19 protein-coding genes and 1 riboswitch are annotated in these 21,001 nt (G+C 52.0%); of the genes, 8 read left to right on the top strand and 11 right to left on the bottom strand.

Features of this window, described 5'->3' with window-relative positions; genetic code table 11:
• Nucleotides 1-34 precede the first annotated feature (34 nt).
• The 3 genes from AEST_RS05405 (at nucleotide 35) to AEST_RS05395 (ending at nucleotide 3,060) form a co-directional block, all read left to right on the top strand.
• On the top strand, nucleotides 35-997 hold the full coding sequence (locus AEST_RS05405; protein ID WP_008607598.1) for a magnesium transporter CorA family protein: 963 nt from the start codon (nucleotides 35-37) through the stop codon (nucleotides 995-997).
• A gap of 93 nt (nucleotides 998-1,090) precedes the next feature.
• Entirely contained in the window at nucleotides 1,091-2,008 is a 918-nt protein-coding gene (gene rimK / locus AEST_RS05400) for a 30S ribosomal protein S6--L-glutamate ligase (protein WP_008951500.1), read from the top strand.
• On the top strand, nucleotides 2,008-3,060 hold the full coding sequence (locus AEST_RS05395) for a succinylglutamate desuccinylase/aspartoacylase family protein (RefSeq protein WP_008607596.1): 1,053 nt from the start codon (nucleotides 2,008-2,010) through the stop codon (nucleotides 3,058-3,060). The genes rimK and AEST_RS05395 overlap by 1 nt, the downstream gene beginning before the upstream one ends.
• Nucleotides 3,061-3,079: 19 nt before the next feature.
• On the opposite strand, the gene AEST_RS05390 is transcribed toward AEST_RS05395, so the two are convergent.
• The 4 genes from AEST_RS05390 to AEST_RS05375 form a co-directional block, all read right to left on the bottom strand.
• Nucleotides 3,080-3,838, bottom strand: coding sequence for a DUF2884 family protein (locus tag AEST_RS05390; RefSeq protein ID WP_238534559.1), 759 nt, complete (start codon nucleotides 3,836-3,838; stop codon nucleotides 3,080-3,082).
• Nucleotides 3,839-3,933: 95 nt separating this feature from the next.
• Nucleotides 3,934-5,589 (bottom strand): FapA family protein, encoded by a 1,656-nt coding sequence (locus tag AEST_RS05385; RefSeq protein WP_008607591.1) that lies wholly within the window; start codon nucleotides 5,587-5,589, stop codon nucleotides 3,934-3,936.
• A 211-nt stretch (nucleotides 5,590-5,800) separates the two neighbouring features.
• On the bottom strand, nucleotides 5,801-6,136 hold the full coding sequence (locus AEST_RS05380; RefSeq protein WP_008607590.1) for a hypothetical protein: 336 nt from the start codon (nucleotides 6,134-6,136) through the stop codon (nucleotides 5,801-5,803).
• A gap of 57 nt (nucleotides 6,137-6,193) precedes the next feature.
• The gene (locus AEST_RS05375) at nucleotides 6,194-6,853 is read right to left on the bottom strand and encodes a DUF2982 domain-containing protein (protein WP_008607589.1); all 660 of its coding nucleotides are present in this window, start codon (nucleotides 6,851-6,853) and stop codon (nucleotides 6,194-6,196) included.
• A gap of 227 nt (nucleotides 6,854-7,080) precedes the next feature.
• Between AEST_RS05375 and AEST_RS05370 the strand changes: the two genes are divergently transcribed.
• A complete protein-coding gene (locus tag AEST_RS05370) occupies nucleotides 7,081-8,097 on the top strand; it encodes an efflux RND transporter periplasmic adaptor subunit (RefSeq protein ID WP_008607588.1) in 1,017 nt (338 codons plus the stop codon).
• Nucleotides 8,098-8,099: 2 nt separating this feature from the next.
• On the top strand, nucleotides 8,100-11,258 hold the full coding sequence (locus tag AEST_RS05365; protein WP_008607587.1) for an efflux RND transporter permease subunit: 3,159 nt from the start codon (nucleotides 8,100-8,102) through the stop codon (nucleotides 11,256-11,258).
• 101 nt (nucleotides 11,259-11,359) lie between these two features.
• Here AEST_RS05365 and AEST_RS05360 read toward each other — a convergent pair whose 3' ends face one another.
• On the bottom strand, nucleotides 11,360-12,070 hold the full coding sequence (locus AEST_RS05360) for an SDR family NAD(P)-dependent oxidoreductase (protein ID WP_008607586.1): 711 nt from the start codon (nucleotides 12,068-12,070) through the stop codon (nucleotides 11,360-11,362).
• Entirely contained in the window at nucleotides 12,063-13,031 is a 969-nt protein-coding gene (locus AEST_RS05355) for an NAD(P)/FAD-dependent oxidoreductase (RefSeq protein WP_008607585.1), read from the bottom strand. The genes AEST_RS05360 and AEST_RS05355 overlap by 8 nt, the downstream gene beginning before the upstream one ends.
• 88 nt (nucleotides 13,032-13,119) lie before the next feature.
• Here AEST_RS05355 and msrA point away from each other — a divergent pair, with 88 nt between their 5' ends.
• Nucleotides 13,120-13,665 carry a peptide-methionine (S)-S-oxide reductase MsrA gene (gene msrA / locus AEST_RS05350; protein ID WP_008607584.1) on the top strand — a complete coding sequence of 182 codons (546 nt, stop codon included), beginning with the start codon at nucleotides 13,120-13,122 and terminating at the stop codon, nucleotides 13,663-13,665.
• 26 nt (nucleotides 13,666-13,691) lie between these two features.
• Here the strand turns inward: msrA and AEST_RS05345 are convergent, their stop codons facing one another.
• Both AEST_RS05345 and AEST_RS05340 read right to left on the bottom strand, forming a co-directional pair.
• The gene (locus tag AEST_RS05345) at nucleotides 13,692-15,467 is read right to left on the bottom strand and encodes a TonB-dependent receptor domain-containing protein (RefSeq protein WP_008607582.1); all 1,776 of its coding nucleotides are present in this window, start codon (nucleotides 15,465-15,467) and stop codon (nucleotides 13,692-13,694) included.
• A gap of 35 nt (nucleotides 15,468-15,502) precedes the next feature.
• A riboswitch (cobalamin riboswitch) is annotated at nucleotides 15,503-15,705 on the bottom strand.
• Nucleotides 15,706-15,779: 74 nt separating this feature from the next.
• Complete coding sequence (locus AEST_RS05340) at nucleotides 15,780-16,262, bottom strand: YajQ family cyclic di-GMP-binding protein (protein ID WP_008607581.1); 483 nt, start codon at nucleotides 16,260-16,262, stop codon at nucleotides 15,780-15,782.
• A gap of 81 nt (nucleotides 16,263-16,343) precedes the next feature.
• On the opposite strand from AEST_RS05340, the gene AEST_RS05335 reads away from it, so the two are divergent.
• Both AEST_RS05335 and AEST_RS05330 read left to right on the top strand, forming a co-directional pair.
• Nucleotides 16,344-16,706 carry a VanZ family protein gene (locus tag AEST_RS05335; RefSeq protein ID WP_008607580.1) on the top strand — a complete coding sequence of 121 codons (363 nt, stop codon included), beginning with the start codon at nucleotides 16,344-16,346 and terminating at the stop codon, nucleotides 16,704-16,706.
• Nucleotides 16,667-17,563, top strand: a complete 897-nt coding sequence (locus AEST_RS05330; protein WP_008607579.1) for a ketopantoate reductase family protein — start codon at nucleotides 16,667-16,669, stop codon at nucleotides 17,561-17,563. The genes AEST_RS05335 and AEST_RS05330 overlap by 40 nt, the downstream gene beginning before the upstream one ends.
• A 4-nt stretch (nucleotides 17,564-17,567) precedes the next feature.
• Here AEST_RS05330 and thiI read toward each other — a convergent pair whose 3' ends face one another.
• The 3 genes from thiI to pomA all read right to left on the bottom strand — a co-directional run bounded on the left by thiI (nucleotide 17,568) and on the right by pomA (nucleotide 20,834).
• Nucleotides 17,568-19,025 (bottom strand): tRNA uracil 4-sulfurtransferase ThiI, encoded by a 1,458-nt coding sequence (gene thiI / locus AEST_RS05325; RefSeq protein WP_039925176.1) that lies wholly within the window; start codon nucleotides 19,023-19,025, stop codon nucleotides 17,568-17,570.
• Nucleotides 19,026-19,125: 100 nt separating this feature from the next.
• The gene (locus AEST_RS05320; protein ID WP_039925146.1) at nucleotides 19,126-20,067 is read right to left on the bottom strand and encodes a flagellar motor protein MotB; all 942 of its coding nucleotides are present in this window, start codon (nucleotides 20,065-20,067) and stop codon (nucleotides 19,126-19,128) included.
• On the bottom strand, nucleotides 20,064-20,834 hold the full coding sequence (pomA, locus tag AEST_RS05315) for a flagellar motor protein PomA (protein WP_008607576.1): 771 nt from the start codon (nucleotides 20,832-20,834) through the stop codon (nucleotides 20,064-20,066). Before pomA ends, AEST_RS05320 begins: the two co-directional genes overlap by 4 nt.
• Between the last annotated feature and the right edge of the window lie 167 nt (nucleotides 20,835-21,001).

Below are 21,001 nucleotides of genomic sequence, written 5' to 3'. Positions count from 1 at the left end.
CTGGTGGTACGGCACTCGCCATGGAGGATAACGGATGATCAGCGTCAATTATTATGATCCCGAGCTGGGAGGCTGGCAACAACAGCAGGTCAGCCGCCTGCCAGCGAATGCGCGGCATACGCCGCCGCTGTGGCTTGATTTACAACAAGCCAGCGCAGCAGAAGAGCAACAACTGCTGCAGGACCTGGGCATCGCCGCTACCATGGCCGAAGACTTTAGCAAAACGCGGCACCCGCCAAAATTTGAAGCGGTGGGTGATTTTAATTTACTGATTTTGCGCGCTTATGCCGACGCTGATTTCAGCGAATTGACTGAAAATGCCCAGCTTAACCTGCTCTTTAGTCAGGATATTCTAATCACTAAGCTGCATTGCAGCCAGCAGCTGCTGCGTAGTCAACTACAGCCGCAGTTAACACAGCCCGGTAATAACCCAATCAGTGACTGGGTAAAACAGCTGACCCTGACTGTATCCGCCAGTTATCTGGAAAAATTACTGGTGTTTGAGGATGAATTGGGTGAGCTGGAAGATCGGATGTTACACAAAGGTAATGACGAGCTGATGACGATGATGATGCGTTATCGCTCCGTATTGCGTAAAGTCAGTCGCAACCTGGCCTATCAAAAAGATCTCTTTGCTGATGCCCTGTTCGAGGAGCAGCATAGTCTGCTGCGGCGTTTTGCGCTGGCCGATTTGCGCGACTTTTATGAAAAGTTTGAACGGCTGCATTCGATGACCGAGATGTATTATGACCAGCTTAGCGATCTGGTTCAGGGCTATCTGTCGACCACCTCACATCAAATCAACGAGCGGATGAAGGTACTGACTATGGTGAGTAGTATCTTTATCCCGCTAACCTTTGTCGCCGGGATCTATGGCATGAACTTTAGCAATATGCCGGAACTGGAGCTGGAATGGGGGTATTATCTTACCCTGGGTTTTATGCTGGCGGTGGGCCTTGGCAGTCTGATCTGGTTTAAACATCTGAAATGGTGGTAATAACGAATATAATCTTATGATCTCTTGCGGCGCTCCCACGGCCGCATAATAATGCCGCTATTGGCCATTATTACCGGCCGCGTCGGAGCCCATATGAAAATAGCGATTTTATCGCGCAATGCTGAACTCTACTCCACTAAACGTCTGGTTGAAGCGGCAACGTCAGCCGGGCACGAAGTACGGGTTATCGATCCCCTGATGTGTTATATGAATATTAACCGCATTAGCTCTTCGATTCACTACAAAGGGGAAGTGTTAGAAGGCTTTGATGCGGTGATCCCCCGTATTGGCGCCTCTATTACCTTTTACGGCACTGCGGTACTGCGGCAGTTTGAAATGATGGGCGTGTACGCGCTAAATGAATCTGTCGCCATTGGCCGCGCCCGCGATAAGCTGCGCTCAATGCAGCTGTTAGCGCGCCAGGGTATTGGCTTGCCAATCACCGGTTTTGCCGATAAGCCCGGCGATATTCCGGATCTGATTGAGATGGTTGGCGGTGCACCCTTAGTGATTAAATTACTGGAGGGAACTCAGGGCATCGGTGTGGTGCTGGCCGAGACCCGTACCGCGGCCGAGAGTGTGATTGATGCCTTTATGGGGCTTAATGCACATATTCTGGTGCAGGAGTATATTAAAGAAGCCAATGGCGCTGATATCCGCTGCTTTGTCGTTGGCGACAAGGTGGTTGCAGCGATGAAGCGCCAGGCGAAAGCCGGCGAGTTCCGCTCTAATCTGCATCGTGGCGGTACCGCAACCAAAGTCAGTCTGACCCCAGAGGAGCGGCGTACCGCCTTGGCTGCCGCGAAAACCATGGGGCTGGATGTTGCCGGAGTCGATTTATTACGCTCAAATCACGGCCCTGTAGTGATGGAAGTCAACAGTTCACCCGGCCTGGAAGGTATTGAAGCGGCGACCAACAAAGACGTTGCCGCTGCCATTATCCAGCATCTGGAGAAGCGGGTGCTCAGCCAAAAAAGCCGCAAACCGGCCAGAACAAAAGGAACCGGCTAATGTCCGAACTACGCGCCCCCTTTTTCCTCGGTGAAAGTCAGATCCCGGCCGGCAGCCGGGCGGTAGTAGACATCCCTTTTGGTAAGCTCTATACCCATACCGAATTGAATATCGGCGCTCATGTGGTGCATGGCCGTCAGGATGGCCCTGTATTACTGGTTACAGCCGCGCTACATGGTGACGAAATTAACGGTGTCGAAATTTGCCGCCGCTTACTGAAGGTCCCCCGCCTGAACCGGCTGCGCGGTACTTTGGTGGTGGTACCCATTGTTAATACTTACGGCTTTGTGCAGCAGTCGCGTTATTTACCGGACCGACGGGATCTGAATCGCAGTTTTCCTGGCAGTGAGAAAGGCTCCCTGGGCAGCCGGATGGCGTTTCAGTTTACCGAACAAATCCTCAGTAAATGTACTCATGCCATAGACTTACATACTGGAGCCATTCATCGCAGCAACCTGCCACAGGTAAGAGCCAGTGCCAAGGATAAGGTAGCACTGAGTATGGCGGAAAGCTTTAACGCGCCGATTATTATCAAGGCGGCCAGCCGCGATGGTACCATGCGTGGTACCGCCAACAATTTAGGGATCCCGATTTTACTCTATGAAGCCGGCGAAGCACTGCGCTTTGATGAGCAATCCATTAAGATTGGGGTACGCGGTATCGTCAATGTGATGCAGCAGTTGGGTATGCTAAGTCGCGGCAAACGACTCGGTAAAACCCGCTCGCTGTTTTCGAAGAAAAGCAGCTGGGTGCGGGCCGAGCATGATGGCATCGCCCGTTATTATGTCAGTTTGGGGCAGACGGTACAGCAGGGCGATCTGCTGGCGCATATCTATTCGCCTTATTCCGACTTTGAGGTTGCGGTTACGGCGACGCTATCCGGGGTGATTATCGGCCGCACTAACCTGCCGCTGGTGAATGAAGGCGAGGCGCTGTTCCATATTGCAGAGGTCAGCTCGTTGGAAGAGGCCGAGAAGACGCTGGATGCAATCAGTGACGAAGTGGACAATGCGATGCCGTTATCGCTGACCGATGAGTATGGTGTGGTCTAAGCTAAAAATTCAACACGAGCTAGGGCGCTTTTTCGACCACTACATCAAATTCAGCCAGCTCAGGTAGTTGCTGCTGCAGCTTGGTTTCGATGTCGTCGAGCTCGCGCATTCGCTGACAAAACAGCGCTGATTTAGCTTCCAACTCGACCATTTTCTGATCCATACCCAGAGTAATTTTATCCATCAGCTGATTCACTGCCTGCCAGTCCTGACTATCGGCCTTTTCAAAGTTGCTGTCAGATTGCCGCAGTGCATCGCGCAACGCGCCCCAAACCGCCCCGACGGTATGCCGCGCCAGCATCGTCAGCTGCGGCTTTAGTTCGCCGTTAAGGAAGTTATCCAGCTCGTTTAAGCTTTGTGGTGCCAGATAAAAATGATCGCCGGTGCGCACAAAGCGCGATAAAAATTGAAAGGTGGTTTCCCGGATCAGAGCGCGCCACTCGGCTTGCTGCGACTTATTACCCACACCAGCCAACATCGCCTCGATACTGGATAAGCCAACTTCAACGCCATCCACCGCCAGGCTAACAATTTCCGGCACAAAACGGCGTAAGCCCTGGGCGTAGAGCTGCAGTAACTGTTGCGAATCATCTTCCAGCTCAAACCATTCGCCTTTGATAAAAAGTTGTTTATCTTCATTGATTTGAACGAAGGTGCGGTTATTTTGCATAATGCGGATCTGATCCGGTGAGATCAGCACACCATAGCGGAAGGCCATATTACAGTCGGCAAGCAGCGGTGAACTGACCAGCAGTAATAAAAAACAGAGAACTCGCACAACCAGACACCTACCAACCAAACCTGAGACTAGCTTAGAGAAAAAGCCAGCAGAGCGCATTACTCAATACCGCATAGACGCTACCCCTGGTCGCACTACAGTGGATTGATCGCCGGATGACCATCCTGAATCTCGATCACTGAAGGCCCGTACTCACGGCGACTGCGGATAATTTCTTTACCAAATTGCACTTCAACTGCCGAGAACAGCTGCTGAGTCGCTTTTACCTTTAACTCAGGCAACAGCAAGAGTCGTTGCTCTTCCTGAGCACGCACCTCTTCAATCAGCGCTTTAGCCAGCTCTTTTTGCTCAGCAAACTCCTGCTCGAGCTTCTGAATTAACTCGTCGGTCTGGCCAGCCAGTAATTTACGTTGCTTATCAATACGCTGCTTAAGCTCATCCAAAACCGCTCTGGCCTGGCTCAATTGACTACGCATTAACTCTTGTTGCTGCAATAATGGCGTCAGATGACGGTTGACTTTAATCACCACGACACCGCTGGAAGGAGAACCCAGTTGCCCGCAAGTTAAGGTTTTACCAAGCAGATAGTGACCACCAACAATTTTTCCGGTGACTTTCTCCGCAGTGCCTGCTAACACGGTTTCGGCCTCTACCGAACAATGCATCAGATACTTAGTCGCCATCAGTTGGCCACCACAGATAAAGGCGGAATACTGCGCAATATTGCAGTTAATATCGCCCTGCGCTCTAATCACTGTGCTGTATTCAGGGGTCTCGCTTTGCGGATTAAGTTGATGACCGATAATGGAGCCGACAATATTAATATCACCACCCGCTTCGACTAAGTCGCCTTCCATAACACCTTGAATAATGACATTACCGCCCGCGACCACTTTCATACCAGAAATCACATTACCGGTGACAACCACTGACCCCTTGAAAATTATATGACCAGTGGTCAAATCGACATTCTTAACGGTAAAGACTTCATCAACAGTCGCGCCATTATCGATGGCTCGGGGTAAACCGTCTTGAGTTGCCAGCAACAGGTCCGGATCTTCGGCACTCAAGCCGACCCCCGGTCCTAATTGCCAGTCTATCAATACGCCGGGTTCTGCCGGCAACGCTTCCCCAATAACGTTGATTCCGGGCTCACCTGAAGTAGGTGGAAAGCGGCGCATGAGTGGCTGGCCCGCAGCAACCGCCGGAATAGCGCCAAAGTCACGTAGGTCGGCTTTCGCCTCCGACTCCACCAAGGGTTGATTACGACGCCGCAGCATATCCGGAATCAATGGTTCAAAACGCGAGTTCATACCATTGGCCTGGACTCGCCCGGTCGCAACTTCTACTTTCAGGCGACTACCGGGTTCTGCCCGGCTGGCTTGTTGCACCAAACGGATTATATTTTCTTTTTGAAAACCAAAGACGATACCTGCCTGCTGTGCGCCCTTCACCAGCTCGTTAGCGGAGATGGGTGCGCCGCCCCAGGCTGCAGTAATAATCGCATAGGCGGCCATCTTATCTTCGGCGATCTCAAATGCCAGCTGAGCAGGGCGTTTCTCAGCAATCGGATAGGTCAATACCCTGGCGTTTTCGGCCAAAGTCATGGCTTTAACTTTTTGTTGATATTCCTGATATTCTGCGACGAGATTAGCCAGATTATTCTGGTTTAGAAAACAGCGACCGAAACCGGCATCAATGATGGCTTGTTTTAAGGCGTCAGCAGTCAGAGGTGCAGCAGAAACCGGCACTTTGATTATTATATTGAGGTCGTGCTCAGTAAATTCCATAAATATTCCCATTACTTCAGGGAGTTATCAGGTATTGCTTTTGTCAGTTACTTCCTGCTATCACCCTGTGTTGGCCGGATTTCACTATCCGTTATAAGAAAAAAGCATTACCTGAGACAAGATGCCGTTACTGAACCAAATTTTTTACATAAAAGCAAGCGCTGTCTGCTGGTCAGCGCGTTATTCTGGCTATCTACCTCACCAAGGGTAGCTAAATATAGTTATCCTGGTGAACCCGGATAAACATATCCGTACCTTTTTTAGTATACTCGATTTTATATTCTTTGTTGTTAAGCGCCTGAATAAACAACAACGTCTTAGTCTCACCGAACACATCGACACTCGATACGTCCACCAACTCCAGGTAGCGCTCTTTCGCTTCGCTGCGACTAGATGGCACTGCGTCCTCAAAAACTTTTACGCCGTGTCGAGATACCAAAATTGGCGGGTCCTGATCATCGTTAATAATCACCAGGTCCAGCTTTTTATTTTTATGAATGATGGTATTCCGGCCACTGACCAGAAAAGCTTTTTCATAATTATTCATTACTACTCTGCCGGTTGTTTAGATTAAGGTTATTATGATACAGCAGTTTAGCACTGTCTAGTTCCCTGTTTGTAAGCTGGCCAACCGCTGCTTGTTTATCGCCTGACACCATTGCTGGGCTACCTCTGCCGGTACATTAACCGGCACCATAAACTCAAAGCTACAAGCCTCTGCCAGACGTTGCATACGCTGCGCAAAGGCGGCGCGAACACCGTCATAGCGCTGTTTACCACTGTTGAAAAAGTCCTTTTCTTTTAACAACTCAGTGGCACACTGGCCGCTGGCACAGCTTTGCCGGATCGCTTCCAGATACAGCGGTCGCTGCTCTGTCATCATTCTGACCGCTAACCGCAACGGCAATTGCTGCAGTAACGCATCGAAATCTGTGATCTTAAAGCCGATAAAAGCCAGAGGCTTACCATCCAGCTCCGGCACCGCACAATAAGCAAAGGCACTAAAATCCAGACGGCAACTGCCTGCCCGGTGACAGTAGCGGATGCCATACTCATCAAGTTCCAAACTATATTTGGGCTCAGCCAATTTTGCCCAACCCAGAAATGCTGCCAATAAAGACGCCATATAAGCAATACCCAACCACCAGCTAAACTGGCTGGCGAACAACAGGGTGTACAACAGCAGTAACAGTAATACAGCCAAACTACTCAATAATAATCTGGCACCGCCACTACTGGCAGAACCAGCAAACCCCTGTTTCATACTGCGACCTCGCGTTGTCATAATCTTGTTGTATTATCTTACGTTATTTCACCGCTTCTGGGTTAACCGTCATGAACCAGCTAGACTGATACGACAGACCGCAGGATGAGTGCGATAACAGGAAATCTGAACGGCGATTCTTTCCATACAATACCCTGAGTTTATTTTTTGATTAAATTGGAGTTCCCTTGGCGCCTTTACACTCTCGCTTGATATGGTTCATTTTATTGGCATTATTGTGTTTTGTTGGCTTTTTGTACTGGCAATCTCAACAAAGCAATGGCAATAGCCGTGGGCCTGGCGGTGCTGTTGCCGTTAAAACTGCCACCGTTAGCACTCAGCAAATGATGCGCGAAGTCAGTGCCATAGGTACCGGTATCGCCAATAACTCGGTACAGCTAATTGCACCAAGCAGCGAATTTTTAATCGAACTCAATGTTAGCGAAGGCCAGAAAGTGAATGCCGGCGATGTGATAGCACGTTTAAATAACGTGCAGCAAAAAGCCAGGGTCGCCGAACTGGAAGCTGTACTAACCGAGCAGCGCCGGCAACTTGACCGTTTAAAAAATCTGGCTACCACCCAGGCTACCGCCCAATCCTTGCTGGATGAGCAACAGACCCGGGTTAACAGCACCCTGGCACAACTGGATATTGCCAGACAACAGCTCAATGACATGACTATCCGCGCCCCATTCAGTGGTTTTCTCGGCTTGCGTCAAATTAGCCGCGGCGCCTTCGTTAATGCTGGCACCGTGATCACTACGCTGGATGATATTCAACAGTTACGGGTAGAATTTCGGATCGCTGAGCGGCATCTGGCCGATGTGGCCGTCGGTATGCCGCTTACTGTAACTAACGTTGCTTACGGCAAATTACCTTTTGAAGGTGAAGTGACCGCCATTGATACCCGATTAGATCCGGTGACCCGCTCAGTGACTATTCATGGCCGGATTGCGAACGATAACCTGATGTTAAGACCAGGTATGCTGCTCAATGTCCGTTTGCAACTGGATAACCGGCAGGTGCTGCAAATCTCTGAAAAAGCTTTAGTGCCGCAACAGAACCGGCAATATGTGTTTGTTGTCGATGCCGAAAACCGTGTGCAACAACGGGAAGTGCAAATTGGCCAGCGGATCCCTGGCTGGGTAGAAGTGGAATCAGGCTTAGCTGAGGGCGATGAAATTATTGTCGAAGGGGTGCAAAAGGTCCGCACCGGCGTCACTATCAGCAAAATTGAGGGCTAACTATGTGGTTATCTGATACCTCAGTCAAACGCCCGGTTTTTGCTACTGTAATCAACCTGTTACTGGTGATTTTCGGCATTGTTTGCTTCACTATGCTACCGCTACGGGAATATCCGGATATCGACTCTCCGATAGTCAGTATTAATACCAATTATCCTGGCGCCTCTGCTGAAATTGTCGAAAGCAAAATCACCCAAATGCTGGAAGACCGAATCAGTGGCGTTGAAGGCATTAAAAATATTAACTCCAGCAGCCGCAATGGCCGCTCTAGCATTACTATTGAGTTTAACGTTGAGCGAGACATCGACGCAGCTGCTAACGATGTGCGCGAGCGGGTCTCCCGGGCGCTGAATAACCTACCGGATCAGGCCGATCCGCCAGAGGTATTTAAAGCCAATGCTGACGAAGACACCATTGCCTGGTTTTTGCTGAATAGCGACAATATGACCACGCTTGAACTGACTGATTATGCCAACCGCTACATTGCAGAACGCTTTTCAGTCGTCGATGGTGTAGCCCGTTTGCAGTTTGGTGGTGCCAGAGACTATGCAATGCGGGTCTGGCTAGATCGAGATGCAATGGCCGCCCGTGGCGTGACAGTTCAGGATGTAGAGGCGGTTCTCCGTGCAGAGAATGTCGAACTTCCCGCCGGTAATATCAAATCTTTTGACCGTGACTTTACCGTCAGGGTAGTACGCTCTTTCCGCACTCAACAGGATTTCGAGCGACTGGTCGTTAAACGGGGCGCCAATAATTATCTGGTTAGATTATCGGAAATCGCTGATGTTATGCTGACAGCCGAAGATGAAGAAGGCGAGTTCAGAAGCGATGGCAAGAATATTCTGGGTATCGGTATCATCAAGCAGTCCAAGGCTAATACCCTGGAAGTAGTACGGAATGCCCGGGCGGAAATGGAGCGAATTAAAGCTAATCTGCCAGCCGGCATGACAATAGAACCAGGTTACGATTCCTCAGTATTTATCGCTCAGTCGATTAAAGAGGTTTATAACACCCTTGGCATCGCCATGTGCATGGTTATACTGGTGATTTTCCTATTCCTCGGCAATATCAGAGCCACCTTTATTCCGGCTATTACCGTACCGGTGGCGCTGGTCTCTGCGGTAACAGTACTCTTCGCTCTGGATTTCTCTATTAACCTGTTGACCTTGCTGGCAATGGTACTGGCGATTGGTCTGGTGGTAGATGACTCTATCGTGGTATTAGAAAATATCTACCGCCGGATAGAACAGGGTGAAGCACCGCTGTTGGCAGCCTATCGCGGTGCCCGGGAAGTCGGTTTTGCGGTGGTTGCCACGACCCTGGTACTGATTTCCGTCTTTGTGCCACTGGTCTTTATGCAGGGCCAGTTGGGTAAGCTATTCACTGAGTTTGCGCTGGCGGTGGCAGCAGCGGTGGCGTTTTCCAGTGTGGTGGCGCTGACGTTATCACCTATGCTGTGCTCAAAAATCCTGAGTCACCGCAAACGCGAGAGCAAGCTGGGTACCTGGCTGCACGCTGCTTTTGCTAAGCTGGAAGCCGCCTATAAGAGCCAGTTAGCCGTGGTCTGCAACACCCGTTGGCCGGTGTTAATCGTCGTGGCGCTGTGTTTTATGGCCAGCTATCAACTGGTGCGAATGCTGCCAAGCGAACTGGCCCCACAAGAGGATCGTGGTACCTTCTTTGTAATGATGAGTCCGGCTGAAGGCGCCAGCTATCAGAGCAATAGCCGCAATATGCGGTTAATTGAAGATATCCTGACCCCTTATTACCAGGACGGTCAGTTGACGCGAATGCTGATCCGGGTACCAGGCTGGGGCAACAGCGGTGGTATTGCCATAGTGGGTACCGAGAATTGGTATAACGGTAAACGACCGACTCAGGAGCTAGTGACTGAAATTGGCCAAAAAATTAACGAACTGCCAGATGTTAGGGCCTTCACCTTTATGCGTGGTGGATTAGGCGGCGGTGGCGGCGGTAACCGGCCGGTGCAGTTCGTGATTCAGGGCAATACCTATGAGGAACTGGCACAGTGGCGCGATATTATTTTACGCCGAGCAGCAGAGAATCCGAATTTATTGATGCTGGATCACGATTACAAAGAAACGGTACCGCAGGTATTGGTAGAAATCGATACCGACCGTGCCGGTGATTTAGGTGTCTCGGTCGGCGCCATTGGTCGGGCGCTGGAAGCGATGCTGGGTGGCCGTCGGGTGACCACCTTCCTCGATCGTGGCCGGGAATATGATGTGATTATCGAGGGCCTGGATGATGACTTCCGCGCCCCTGGTAAAATCAGCAATGTCTATATTCGCTCAGACAGCAGCCGGGAGTTAATTCCGCTGGATAACCTGGTGACCTTGCGTGAAGAAGCTACGGCTTCAAGCCTGAACCGCTACAACCGGATGCGTGCCATTACTATCACTGGTGGTCTGGCGCCCGGCTACAGTCTGGGGGAAGCACTGGAGTATCTGGAGACGATTGTCCGAACCGAAATTGATGAGCCGGTCGGTATTGATTACAAAGGCGAGTCGTTACTGTTCCAGGAAAGTGGTAAATCGACAACACTGGTATTTGTACTGGCATTGATTATCACCTATCTGGTACTGGCGGCTCAGTTTGAAAGCTTTATCCATCCGCTGGTCATTATGATCACCGTGCCACTTGGTCTGGTTGGTGCCCTGTCAGGTCTGTATTTCTCTGGTATGACACTGAATATCTACAGTCAAATCGGACTCGTGATGCTGATAGGCTTAGTGGCGAAGAACGGCATCCTGATTGTGGAGTTCGCCAACCAGCTGCGTGATGCCGGGATCGCCTTTGAAGAGGCGGTAAAGCGCGCTGCGGCGCAGCGGCTGCGCCCTATCGTGATGACTGCCTTTACAACCGTGATGAGTAGCTTGCCGTTAGTACTGGCAACAGGCCCGGGCTCAGAAAGCCGGATGGTAATTGGTATGGTGATTTTAAGCGGTGTCGCCTTTGCGACCCTGCTAACGCTCTACGTAGTGCCTGTGACCTATATTGCGATTGCCCGTAACACTGGCTCACCGAAAGCATTAAGTCGTGAGCTGGAACGGCTGGAGGCGGCAGCGCCGGACGAACATGCGGCTGATGAGGTGGTACCAGGCGCTATCGATAGCGATAACTCGCCTGCAAAGCCCTAACTGGCGTAAGTAACAATCCACCTCCATAGGAGGTGGATTAAGAACGACAATAAAAAACGGGAGCCTGGTGCTCCCGTTTTTTATTGTGCCGCATCAGAGCATTAAAAAGGGATCGGCTGCCCGTCCCAATTCAGCAGCAAACCGGAGTCCATCGGCTGACTTTGCCGGATCACGCTTAGCAAACGTTCGGCCGTTGCCGCTGCGCTTTGCAACTGCCCAGCCGGCAGCCGCTGCTGAAAAGGTGCCGACAAAGCGCTGTCGGTAGTGCCCGGATGCAGGCTAAACAGCGCTGCGGTTTTATTCACACGGCCAAGCTCAATACTGGTGCAGCGTACCAGCATATTCAGCGCCGCTTTCGCCATCCGGTAACTGTACCAACCACCGAGCTGATTATCATTGATACTCCCGACCTTAGCACTGAGTACCGCCACCCGGATCCCCGGTTTTTTCTGTAGCCAGGGCTGCAGCGCCTGCAAATAGAAAACCGGACTAAACAGATTAATCTCCATACTCTGCTGCAGCGCCTCTCGGCTTACTTGCTGCAGACTTTTCTCCGGCAAATGCCCATCGCCATGCAACCAGCCCTGGCATATCACAACGGCGGTAACGGGCAGCTGAAAAATCCTGGCCAAAACCGCGTCCGCTGCGCCCTGCTCTGCACTCTGTAGTTGGTACCAGCTCACACCGGATATCGGCTCAGCTAACGGCTGGCGGCTGATGGCTGACACCTGATGCCCGGCAGCCAATAAATTCTGTAGCAGGCCCTGCGCAATACCGCCGCTGGCGCCAATAATTAACCAGTGTTCAGTCATTTTGTATCTGCTCCGCCACCTCAGTACCACTTAACCAGGCATTTTCTACCCTTCCGCCGCGCAACCAGTCACCGGCCAGCCAAAGGCCAGCTGCAAGACTAACCGGCGGTACTGGCTGTGCAACCTCCGCAATCTGAGCAAAGCGCCAGCGATGGCAGATAGCAGCCGCAACCTCGACCGGCTGTGCCACAACCCTAGCCAGCAATTCGGCAGCCAGCTCCTGCCAGAAGCTGGCCGGCTGCTCCAGATGCTGCTGACTAAAGGCGGCCGTAAAATGCAATAGCCAATGCTCCGGGCCTGCGCGCCCGGGTTTACTATTTTGCCGGCAAAGCCACGACAACGGCAGTTGCGGATCTTTGACAAAGATCCCGCCAACATTGCTACCGCTTGGCCTTGTCAATTGCAAATCAACCGCCCAACAGGGGGTCAGTATCTGTTGCGGTAATAGTGTGCTGAACTCAGCTGGCAATAGTGCTGCGGCTTGCTGAGGTGGTACTGTCAGTACGACCTGGCTAAAAGGGCCATAGTCCTGACCTGTTGTATCCTGCAGCCACCAATAATGATCTTGCTGCCAGATCCGTTGCAGTTGACATTGATAGTGGATATCCAGCCCCTGCGCCAGCTGTCGCAGTGGGCTATGCATCGCCGGCACACCGACAAAACGCAGCTGAGCGTCCGGAGATGGCAGCAGTTTACCCGCCACAAACTGCGACATGGCTGCCAACCAGGGCGCAACCACGCCTTGCTGTTGCCATTGTTGAACCTGTGCCATAAAAGCCGGATGCCGGGCGGTAAAATACTGCGCACCTAAATCCAGATAACCCTCAGCGCTGCGTTTACTGGTCATACGCCCACCCGGCCCGCGGGCTTTATCAAATAGCTTAACCGGCTTGCCCAGTTGTTGCAGCCGGTTAGCACAAGCCAGGCCGGCGATACCGGTACCGACTACAGCGATCGTCATCTTTTACTGATCCCATCTAAACTAATAATGTGTTACTTACGTTAAACTTAAGGTAGATGATCAAATCACAGCGCAGGGAGTATCAAAAATGGCAAACGAAGTGGCAACCTTTGGTGCCGGCTGCTTTTGGTGTCTGGAGGCAGCACTGAATGAACTTGAGGGCGTGCACAGCGCGCTCAGTGGTTATATGGGCGGCCATACCGCAGCGCCGGATTATCAGAGTGTCTGCAGTGGCCAGACAGGTCATGCCGAAGTGGTGCAGGTTAGCTATGACCGGGAGCGCATCAGCTTTACCGAGCTCTGTCAGGTATTTTTTGCCCTGCATGACCCGACCCAGCTAAACCGCCAGGGCAATGATATTGGCAGCCAATACCGCTCAGTCATTTTTTATCACAGCGGCAGCCAACAGCAACAGGCGGAGGCCTTTATTAGCGAGCTCAATCAGGCCGGTCTGTTCGATGCCGCTATCGTCACCGAGCTCAGTCCGGCCAGTACCTTTTATCCGGCAGAGGCCTATCATCAGGGCTATTACCGCCAGAATCCGCAACAAGGCTATTGCCACTGGATCATCACCCCGAAGCTGCAGAAGTTTCGCCAGCAGTTTTTAGCTCAGCTAAAACAAAGGCCGTCATAACGACGGCCTCTGGCGCACCATATCGCTTAGAATAAGCGGTATTGCAGGCTAAGATTCAGATTCACACCGGCGGTATTGTAACCGTCACTGGTTTGATACTGTTTATCCAGCAGGTTATCCACTTTGGCCCGTAGCGTCAGCGCAGGTTGCAGCTGATAGGCCAGGCCCAGCCCCCACAGCGTAAAGCCGCCCAGCTCGCTGCGGCTGGCAAAATCGCCCTGATAGGTATCACTCTGATAATCCGCTGTCACAAAGGCGCTCAGCGCCTGCCATTGCTGCTCTAATCGCCAGTGTAACGTATGTTTGGGCCGGCGCACCAAACGCTGACCACTTAACTGATTTTTGGTATTCAACAAGGTATAGGCCAGCTGTTGGGTCAAACTGCCCAGCTCTGCGGTCACGGCGAACTCGACACCGGACAAACGCGCCCGGCTGATATTTTCCGGCCGGAAACTGGTCATATCAAACTGGATCAGATCCTGCACCTGGGTTTCGAACCAGGCCAGTTCAAAACTACCATTGGCAACCTGATAGCTAAGCGCAATCTCATCCGCCACACTGCGCTCTGGCGTAAGCTCTGTATTGCCGCTGCCCGGATAGTATAAATCATTAAAGGTCGGCGCTTTAAAGGCCGCACCACGGCTGGTCCGTACTAACCAATGTTCGGCAAAACGATAACCAGCCGCCAGTTGCCAGGTATTATTGGCGCCATATTGGTCGGTCAGATCGCGCCTGGCCGAGCCCTCCAGTAACCAGCTATCCTGCTTCAGATGCACACCACTGAATAGCGCCCGATTGATGCGCCGGCTTTCCAGATAACCGACACCCGAGCGCTGTACATCTTCGCTATACCAGTTAACACCCGCTAACCAATTCAGCGCCTCGCTCAATGCCAGGTTGGCCTGATAGTTAAACTCCTCGCGCTCGGTGACAAAGGGGCTGCGGGAGTCTGGACCAAAGCTGGTCTCATCATCCAGGCTACGGCTAAGCTGAGCCTGCTGTTGCAGCTGGTCGGCAGCATACTGCCAACCCAAAATATAGCTGCGATGCAATACATCGCCCTGATCTTCACTCCCCCAGGCGGTATCATACTGATAGGTGCCGGAGTTAATATCAAACTGGGCATTAAAGTCCCCCGCTACCGTGGTCAGGGCAGCAGCAAATTTGGCAAAACGCTGTTGATAGCCATCCCGGTCCGGATCCAGACCATCCCGCACGTCAAAACCGTCGGCCCGGCTGTAGCCGAAAGCGCTGTTTAACTGCAGCGCCCCAAATTGCTGGCCCAGCGCCAGATCGGCAGCGGCCTGTCCGTAACTGCCGGCATTCAGTTGCAGCTCAGCGCCCTGCCCCTGGCGGGTACTAATGACGATCACCCCAGCGAGTGCATCGGCGCCATACCAGGCCGCGCGGGGTCCACGGATCACCTCAATCCGCTCAATTAATTCCAGCGGCACCATACTCAGGGCTTTGGCACCGGTGGTGGCCGAGCCAGCGCGCACGCCGTCAATCAACACCAGGGTGTAACCGGTATTACCGCCGCGCAGATAAAGACCAGTACTTTGGCCACGGCCACCATCCCGCGACAGGTTAATGCCCGGCAACTGTGCTAATAGGGCCGGTAAGTCGGCAGCTTGCCGGGCCAGAATATCTTCACGCTCAAGCACCGAGATACTGGCCAATACATCGGCTTCTGCTAAGGCAGTGCGGCTGGCGTGAATATTAATGCGTTCAACAGACTCAGCCATAGTTGTGGCTGAACAAAGCGTAAGTAGCAGCGGTGCTGCCAGACGAAATTGCAACATAGCATCTCCCAATGTGCCCACCGCACATTGCATCAGGTTGGTCGGATTGTCAGGCCGGTCTCCGGGCTTGTTACCTGGCAGCTGTGGGCCACCACCTGCTTCACCTTCCCATCTTGCGACAGTGGCATCAGAAACAGGTACAGTCACTTACCGTTGCGGGGGCAGCTCTGGTGTTACACCAGATTCCCGTTTAACCCTCGGCAGCATCTGCCGGGGCACCTGAAAATAAAAACGGCGTCTATCCGAAGATAAAAGCCGTCGCAGTTTACGCCCTTCTCTCAGAATGTCAACAGACTTCTGGATGGCTGAACCTTAATCGCGAAAGTTAGTGAACTGAAACGCTTGCTCCAGCTCGGCGCCACGCACCAGTGCAATGACTTCCTGCAGGTCGTCGCGCTTTTTGCCGGTCACCCGTACCTGCTCGCCCTGGATCGAAGCCTGTACCTTGGCTTTGCTGTCTTTAATCAGCTTAACCAGTTTTTTCGCCATCTCGGTTTCAATACCTTGTAACAGATTCAAGGTCTTACTACAGGTTTTACCGGAGAAGGTGACACTCCCCTCTTTGAATGAACGGATATCAATACCGCGTTTCACAGCCTTAGTCAGAAAAATCTCCACCATTTGCTGCAGCTGAAACTCGGCATCAGCGGTCAGGGTCACCACTTTGTCTTTTAACGCAAATTCTGCGGTGACACCGCGAAAGTCAAAGCGGGTTTGTAATTCCCGATTGGCATTATCAACAGCATTCAACACTTCCTGCTGATCGACTTCTGAGACAATATCAAAGGACGGCATCTTATTCTCCTGTATGCGGTTTACTGGCGATTATAACCAGAAAACTGTTACAATCCGAGCGACTTTCGCGGAGGTTGTAACGTGCCCCAATCCTTTTATCGTCTGTTATGCGTGCTGGTGTTAATTGTTTCTACTGTAGGTTTTCTGGCTGAAATCAGTGGTCACCGCGTCGGTGCCGGTATTGCTAACCTGGATAAACTGGCGCACTTTCTGATTTTTGTTGTACTAAGTTGGCTGTTTTTCAAAGGCTTTCGCCTGGTATTCTGGAAATTGTTTCTTTTGCTGGCACTGTATGGCGCGCTGATTGAAGTCGTGCAGGAGCACTTCACCCGTCGCCACGGCGATATCTGGGATTGGCTGGCAGATATCGCTGGCATCCTGGCATTTTACCTTGGACGTAAGCTATGGCACTTTTGCCGTCCGCGCAGCCGCGCTGTCAGATAGTTGGCCGTGGCGCCATCGGCTTGCTCGCTGCCAGTCGGTTGCAGCTAGCCGGCTGGCAGGTCAATCTCTGGCTGCGACAAGCAGCAAACCTTGATTGTATTTTTGTACCAGCAGAGGGAGAGCCACGGTCACTGCATTTCCCCGCGGCCGAAGCACCATTAACGCTGTTGCTAGTCCCAGTAAAAGCCTATGCCGTGCAAAACTGCTTGCGGCAACTGGCGCCAGTACTTGCCGCCGATGCCCAGCTGATTGTCAGCCACAACGGCATGCCGGATCTGGGGTGGCTGCAACAGCAGCTGGCTCCTGGCCAGGGATTGTGGTTTCTGTCAACCAGCCATGCGGCTTTGCGCAGCGCTGATGGGGTGCAACATAGTGGTTTGGGGCAAAGCGTACTGGCGCCTTTAAACGCTAAGGCACAGCAAGCCACGACGAGCGTGGTGGCGATGCTGGATACGGCGCTGGGACCGGTGACCTTGACTGACGATATCCGGCCGGCTTTGTGGCGCAAACTGGCTGTCAATGCAGCGATCAATCCACTGACGGCAATTCATCAGTGTCGCAACGGCGCTTTGGCCGCAGCAGACTATCAACCCTTATTGGCAGCTATTGTGAATGAGGTCTGTCTGGTAGCCGGGGCCGAAGGTATCAGCCTGTTGCCAGCGCCGACACTGGCGTTAGTACAACAGGTGATCGCCAATACTGCGCACAACTATTCATCGATGCAGCAAGATGTCAACGCCGGGCGTCAAACGGAAATCGCCGCCATCACCGGCTATATTGTCTCACGCGCAGCCCGTCATGGTTTGGCGGTACCAGAGAACCTGGCCTTATGGCAGGCGCTTCGTCATACCGCCTGAGCTATCAGGGCCGGTACACCGCCACATTTTGATAACCCATTTCCTGCAGCAGTAAGGCCTGTAGCCGGCTCATTACGCCGCGCTCACAATAACAGTAATATTGTTTGCTCTGATCCAGTTGCGGGAATTGCGATGCCAGACGGAAAAAGGGGATCTGTTGTACCTGGTGGCTATGCAATTGCAAAGGTTTAGCCTCAGTTTCATCCGGTGCTCGGATATCCAGCACCACCGCATCCGCGGGCAAGACCTCTTCTACCGCCACGGTACGGGCCTGTTGCTCAGCCTGATACTCGACGGTGCGAATATCCAGAATTTTCGCCTCCCGGACCACCTGCTGCAGGATGGCACTGTCAAAGGCCGCTTCCGTCGCCTCCACCTCAGACAGCACAGCATTGACAGTCGGGCTTTTTGAAATCACGCCACAGTATTCCGGCATGGTACGGGATAACTCCTCAGCACCAATCTGCTTGGCCAGATTGATGATTTCTTGCTTATCCTGATAAATTAGTGGTCGCAGGATCAGTGTATCGGTGACCCGGTCAATGACCGCTAGGTTGGCAATGGTCTGGCTGGCAACCTGACCGATACTCTCACCGGTCACCAGCGCTTTGATACCCAAATCTGCTGCTACCTGACTGGCGGCACGCATCATCATCCGTTTTAACACCACGCCCATCAGGCCGGATTCCACTCTCTCCAGAATTTCGGTTACTACCGGTGCAAAATCAACACTGACAAATTTCACCCGATGCGACAAACTGTATTTTTGCCACAGATAAAATGCCATTTCGCGCACACCAGTTTCATGCGCGGCACCACCTAAATTGAAGAACAGGTAGTGCGTGCGTAACCCCTTGCGGATCATCAGATAGCTGGCTACCGCTGAATCATAACCGCCCGAGATCAAGGACAAGACATCAGATTGCGACGGTAGCGGGAAGCCGCCCATACCAGCAAAGCTTTCGCTGACCAGTAAAAACTGATCCTGTTTAATTTCCAGCTTAATTGTCAGCTCAGGCTTTTTCAGTTGTACCCTGGCACTGCCGACCCGCTGGTTCAGCCCGCCACCGATATAACGCTCGGCTTCCAGCGAGCTAAAACTGTGGCTCCCCTGCCGCCTGACCCGGACACAGAATGTCTTGCCCGGCAACTGAGCTTCATAAACCGCCGCCACCTGCAGAAAAATATCGTGCAGATCGGTAAACTGCCGGGTTTGCATCTGGGAAAAACTGACGATACCGGGAATACAGCTCAAACGTTCAATCATCTGGCTGCGCAATGACGCCGTTGCCTGCTGGCTGCGCACGGTAAGGTGGTCAAAGTTATTCAGCACTTCTACCTGCTCATCCAGTTGTTTCAGGATGGTTCTCAGGTTGCGCTCCAACAGCATGGTCTGCCGTTTTCGCACTGACTTACTTTTGATCGAGATTTCCGGGTGCAGCTTGATAATAAATTCCAGCATGATGGCTTGTCGGTAGCAAAAAAAGGCGCGCATTATAGCGAAAAAGCCAGCAAAGTGCGAACAAGGCACATGCTGGCTGCGTAGCTGATTGTAGGTTAGCCTAAGGCGGGCTTACCGGTTGTAAACTGACCGGCTCCGACTCCTTGGCTTTACCCTGCATAATGGCAATTTCTACCCGCCGGTTCCGGCGCCGGTTTAGCTCGCTATTATTGGGTACCAGGGGCCTGGTATCGGCATGTCCTACCACGATTAAGCGATTACGGTCAAAGCCGGGCGCCCGCAGCAACTCACTGGCAACCGACACCGCGCGTTTTGCCGATAAATCCCAGTTGTTCAGATGCAGCTCATCTGCGACCTGGAAATCATCAGTGTGACCACTAACAGTAATCTCACCCGGAATATCCACCAGCATCCGGCCAATTTGCAGCACAATGGGTTTAAATCTGGGTTGTAGAAAGGAAGAGCCTGACGGAAAAGAGCCATTTTCCCGAATACGGATAATAATCTGCTGCCCCAGCGATTCCAGTTCAATGGCTCCGTCGACAATCTGCTGCTCCAGCTCCTGCGCCATCTTCTTAACCGTTTCATTAATCTGTTCCTGCGCAGCCTCAGCCATAGCTTCCGCGGTTTCGGTTTCTTCCGCATTTAACGCAGACTGGCCACCAGTCTGATCTTCTCGCTGTTCCTGGCGTCCACCGGCCGAATCTTCTTCGCCCGCCTGAAATTCAATCACCTGTTGCGTCATTTCCATGGTTTGTTGCTGGATGGTTTCAATTGGCGTCGGATCGGGTCGCCCCGGCCGGAATTCCATCGCAATAACACTGGTGCCCTTGGGAATATCATCCACTTCAATTTTATTTTGCACACCAAAGGCAAACTTCATGGAGCCGGCAATCTGCTTAAATTTCAACACATCCATTTCGGAAAAGGCCAGCAGTAGCACAAAGAAGCACATTAACAATGCCATCAGATCGGCAAAGGTGCCCATATACTGGGGTAAACCAGGGGGTGGGCATTTACACTCTTGCTCGCTATCACTCATGCGGCTTCTCCGGCGACCTCACGTTTACCCTGAGCCAGATAATTGCGCAGGATCCCTTCGATCACTTTCGGGTTCTGGCCATCCTGGATCCCCAGTACGGCATCCAAAATCAGCATATTATTAAGCTTTTCCTGTTGATTGCGAATGGCCAGTTTATCGGCCAATGGGATGGCAATAACGTTGGCAATAAAGGCACCATAAAGCGTAGTTAACAGTGCAACCGCCATCGCCGGGCCTATCGCTTTCGGATCGTCCATATTGGATAGCATCGCCACCAAACCGATTAGAGTACCAATCATCCCCATCGCCGGCGCCACATCGCCGAGACTCTTAAATACGCCGATAGCGTTTTCATGCCGTTTTTCGGTCAGCGCAATATCTTTTTGCAAGGTCGCCCGCACCACATCAGCATCGTGGCCGTCAACCAGCATATTGATACCTTTTTGCATAAAGGCATTCGGGATCTCCGCCTCTTCCAGCGCCAGGAAGCCACCTTTGCGCGCTGAGTCACCCAGCTGCACGGCCTTTTCAATCAGCTCTTCCGGGGCTTCAATCTTAAACATAAAGGCTTTTACCGCCGCCTTACCGGCACCGAGAAACTGTGTCAGGGTAAACTTTGACAGTACAACAAAAACCGAGCCCCCGACCACAATTAACACCGAGACCAGATCGCCAAACATCCCAGGATCACCGGCACTACCGATAATCATCGCCATCACCACAAAGCCGATAGCGCCTAACATTCCGATCAGCGTCGCTAAATCCACATCTCACTCCTTAACCGACAGAAATTGTGCTGACTAACTTTTATACGTATAGCTTAATTTTACCTTAGCCAACACTCTGTTATCGACTTCAGTTGCTGAACATTAAGCAATAATTCAACGCAAAATACCAATTTAGTCGTTTCCAAGTCGTGCAGCATTGACCATAA

It is taken from the genome of Alishewanella aestuarii B11 (assembly GCF_000280055.1).
Taxonomy (GTDB): domain Bacteria; phylum Pseudomonadota; class Gammaproteobacteria; order Enterobacterales; family Alteromonadaceae; genus Alishewanella; species Alishewanella aestuarii.
Note: the sequence above shows the minus strand (reverse complement) of the source record. Positions and strands in the feature narration are given on the sequence as shown.

Excerpts from the sequence above, each read along its gene's own strand:
- AEST_RS05405 (WP_008607598.1), top strand. The coding sequence starts at position 35 with ATGATCAGCGTCAATTATTATGATCCCGAGCTGGGAGGCTGGCAACAA.
- AEST_RS05395 (WP_008607596.1), top strand. The coding sequence starts at position 2,008 with ATGTCCGAACTACGCGCCCCCTTTTTCCTCGGTGAAAGTCAGATCCCG.
- AEST_RS05345 (WP_008607582.1), bottom strand. The coding sequence starts at position 15,467 with ATGTTGCAATTTCGTCTGGCAGCACCGCTGCTACTTACGCTTTGTTCA.
- AEST_RS05380 (WP_008607590.1), bottom strand. The coding sequence starts at position 6,136 with ATGAATAATTATGAAAAAGCTTTTCTGGTCAGTGGCCGGAATACCATC.
- AEST_RS05385 (WP_008607591.1), bottom strand. The coding sequence starts at position 5,589 with ATGGAATTTACTGAGCACGACCTCAATATAATAATCAAAGTGCCGGTT.
- AEST_RS05320 (WP_039925146.1), bottom strand. The coding sequence starts at position 20,067 with ATGAGTGATAGCGAGCAAGAGTGTAAATGCCCACCCCCTGGTTTACCC.
- AEST_RS05340 (WP_008607581.1), bottom strand. The coding sequence starts at position 16,262 with ATGCCGTCCTTTGATATTGTCTCAGAAGTCGATCAGCAGGAAGTGTTG.
- AEST_RS05360 (WP_008607586.1), bottom strand. The coding sequence starts at position 12,070 with ATGACTGAACACTGGTTAATTATTGGCGCCAGCGGCGGTATTGCGCAG.
- rimK (WP_008951500.1), top strand. The coding sequence starts at position 1,091 with ATGAAAATAGCGATTTTATCGCGCAATGCTGAACTCTACTCCACTAAA.
- AEST_RS05330 (WP_008607579.1), top strand. The coding sequence starts at position 16,667 with ATGGCACTTTTGCCGTCCGCGCAGCCGCGCTGTCAGATAGTTGGCCGT.
- thiI (WP_039925176.1), bottom strand. The coding sequence starts at position 19,025 with ATGCTGGAATTTATTATCAAGCTGCACCCGGAAATCTCGATCAAAAGT.
- AEST_RS05375 (WP_008607589.1), bottom strand. The coding sequence starts at position 6,853 with ATGAAACAGGGGTTTGCTGGTTCTGCCAGTAGTGGCGGTGCCAGATTA.
- AEST_RS05355 (WP_008607585.1), bottom strand. The coding sequence starts at position 13,031 with ATGACGATCGCTGTAGTCGGTACCGGTATCGCCGGCCTGGCTTGTGCT.
- AEST_RS05365 (WP_008607587.1), top strand. The coding sequence starts at position 8,100 with ATGTGGTTATCTGATACCTCAGTCAAACGCCCGGTTTTTGCTACTGTA.
- msrA (WP_008607584.1), top strand. The coding sequence starts at position 13,120 with ATGGCAAACGAAGTGGCAACCTTTGGTGCCGGCTGCTTTTGGTGTCTG.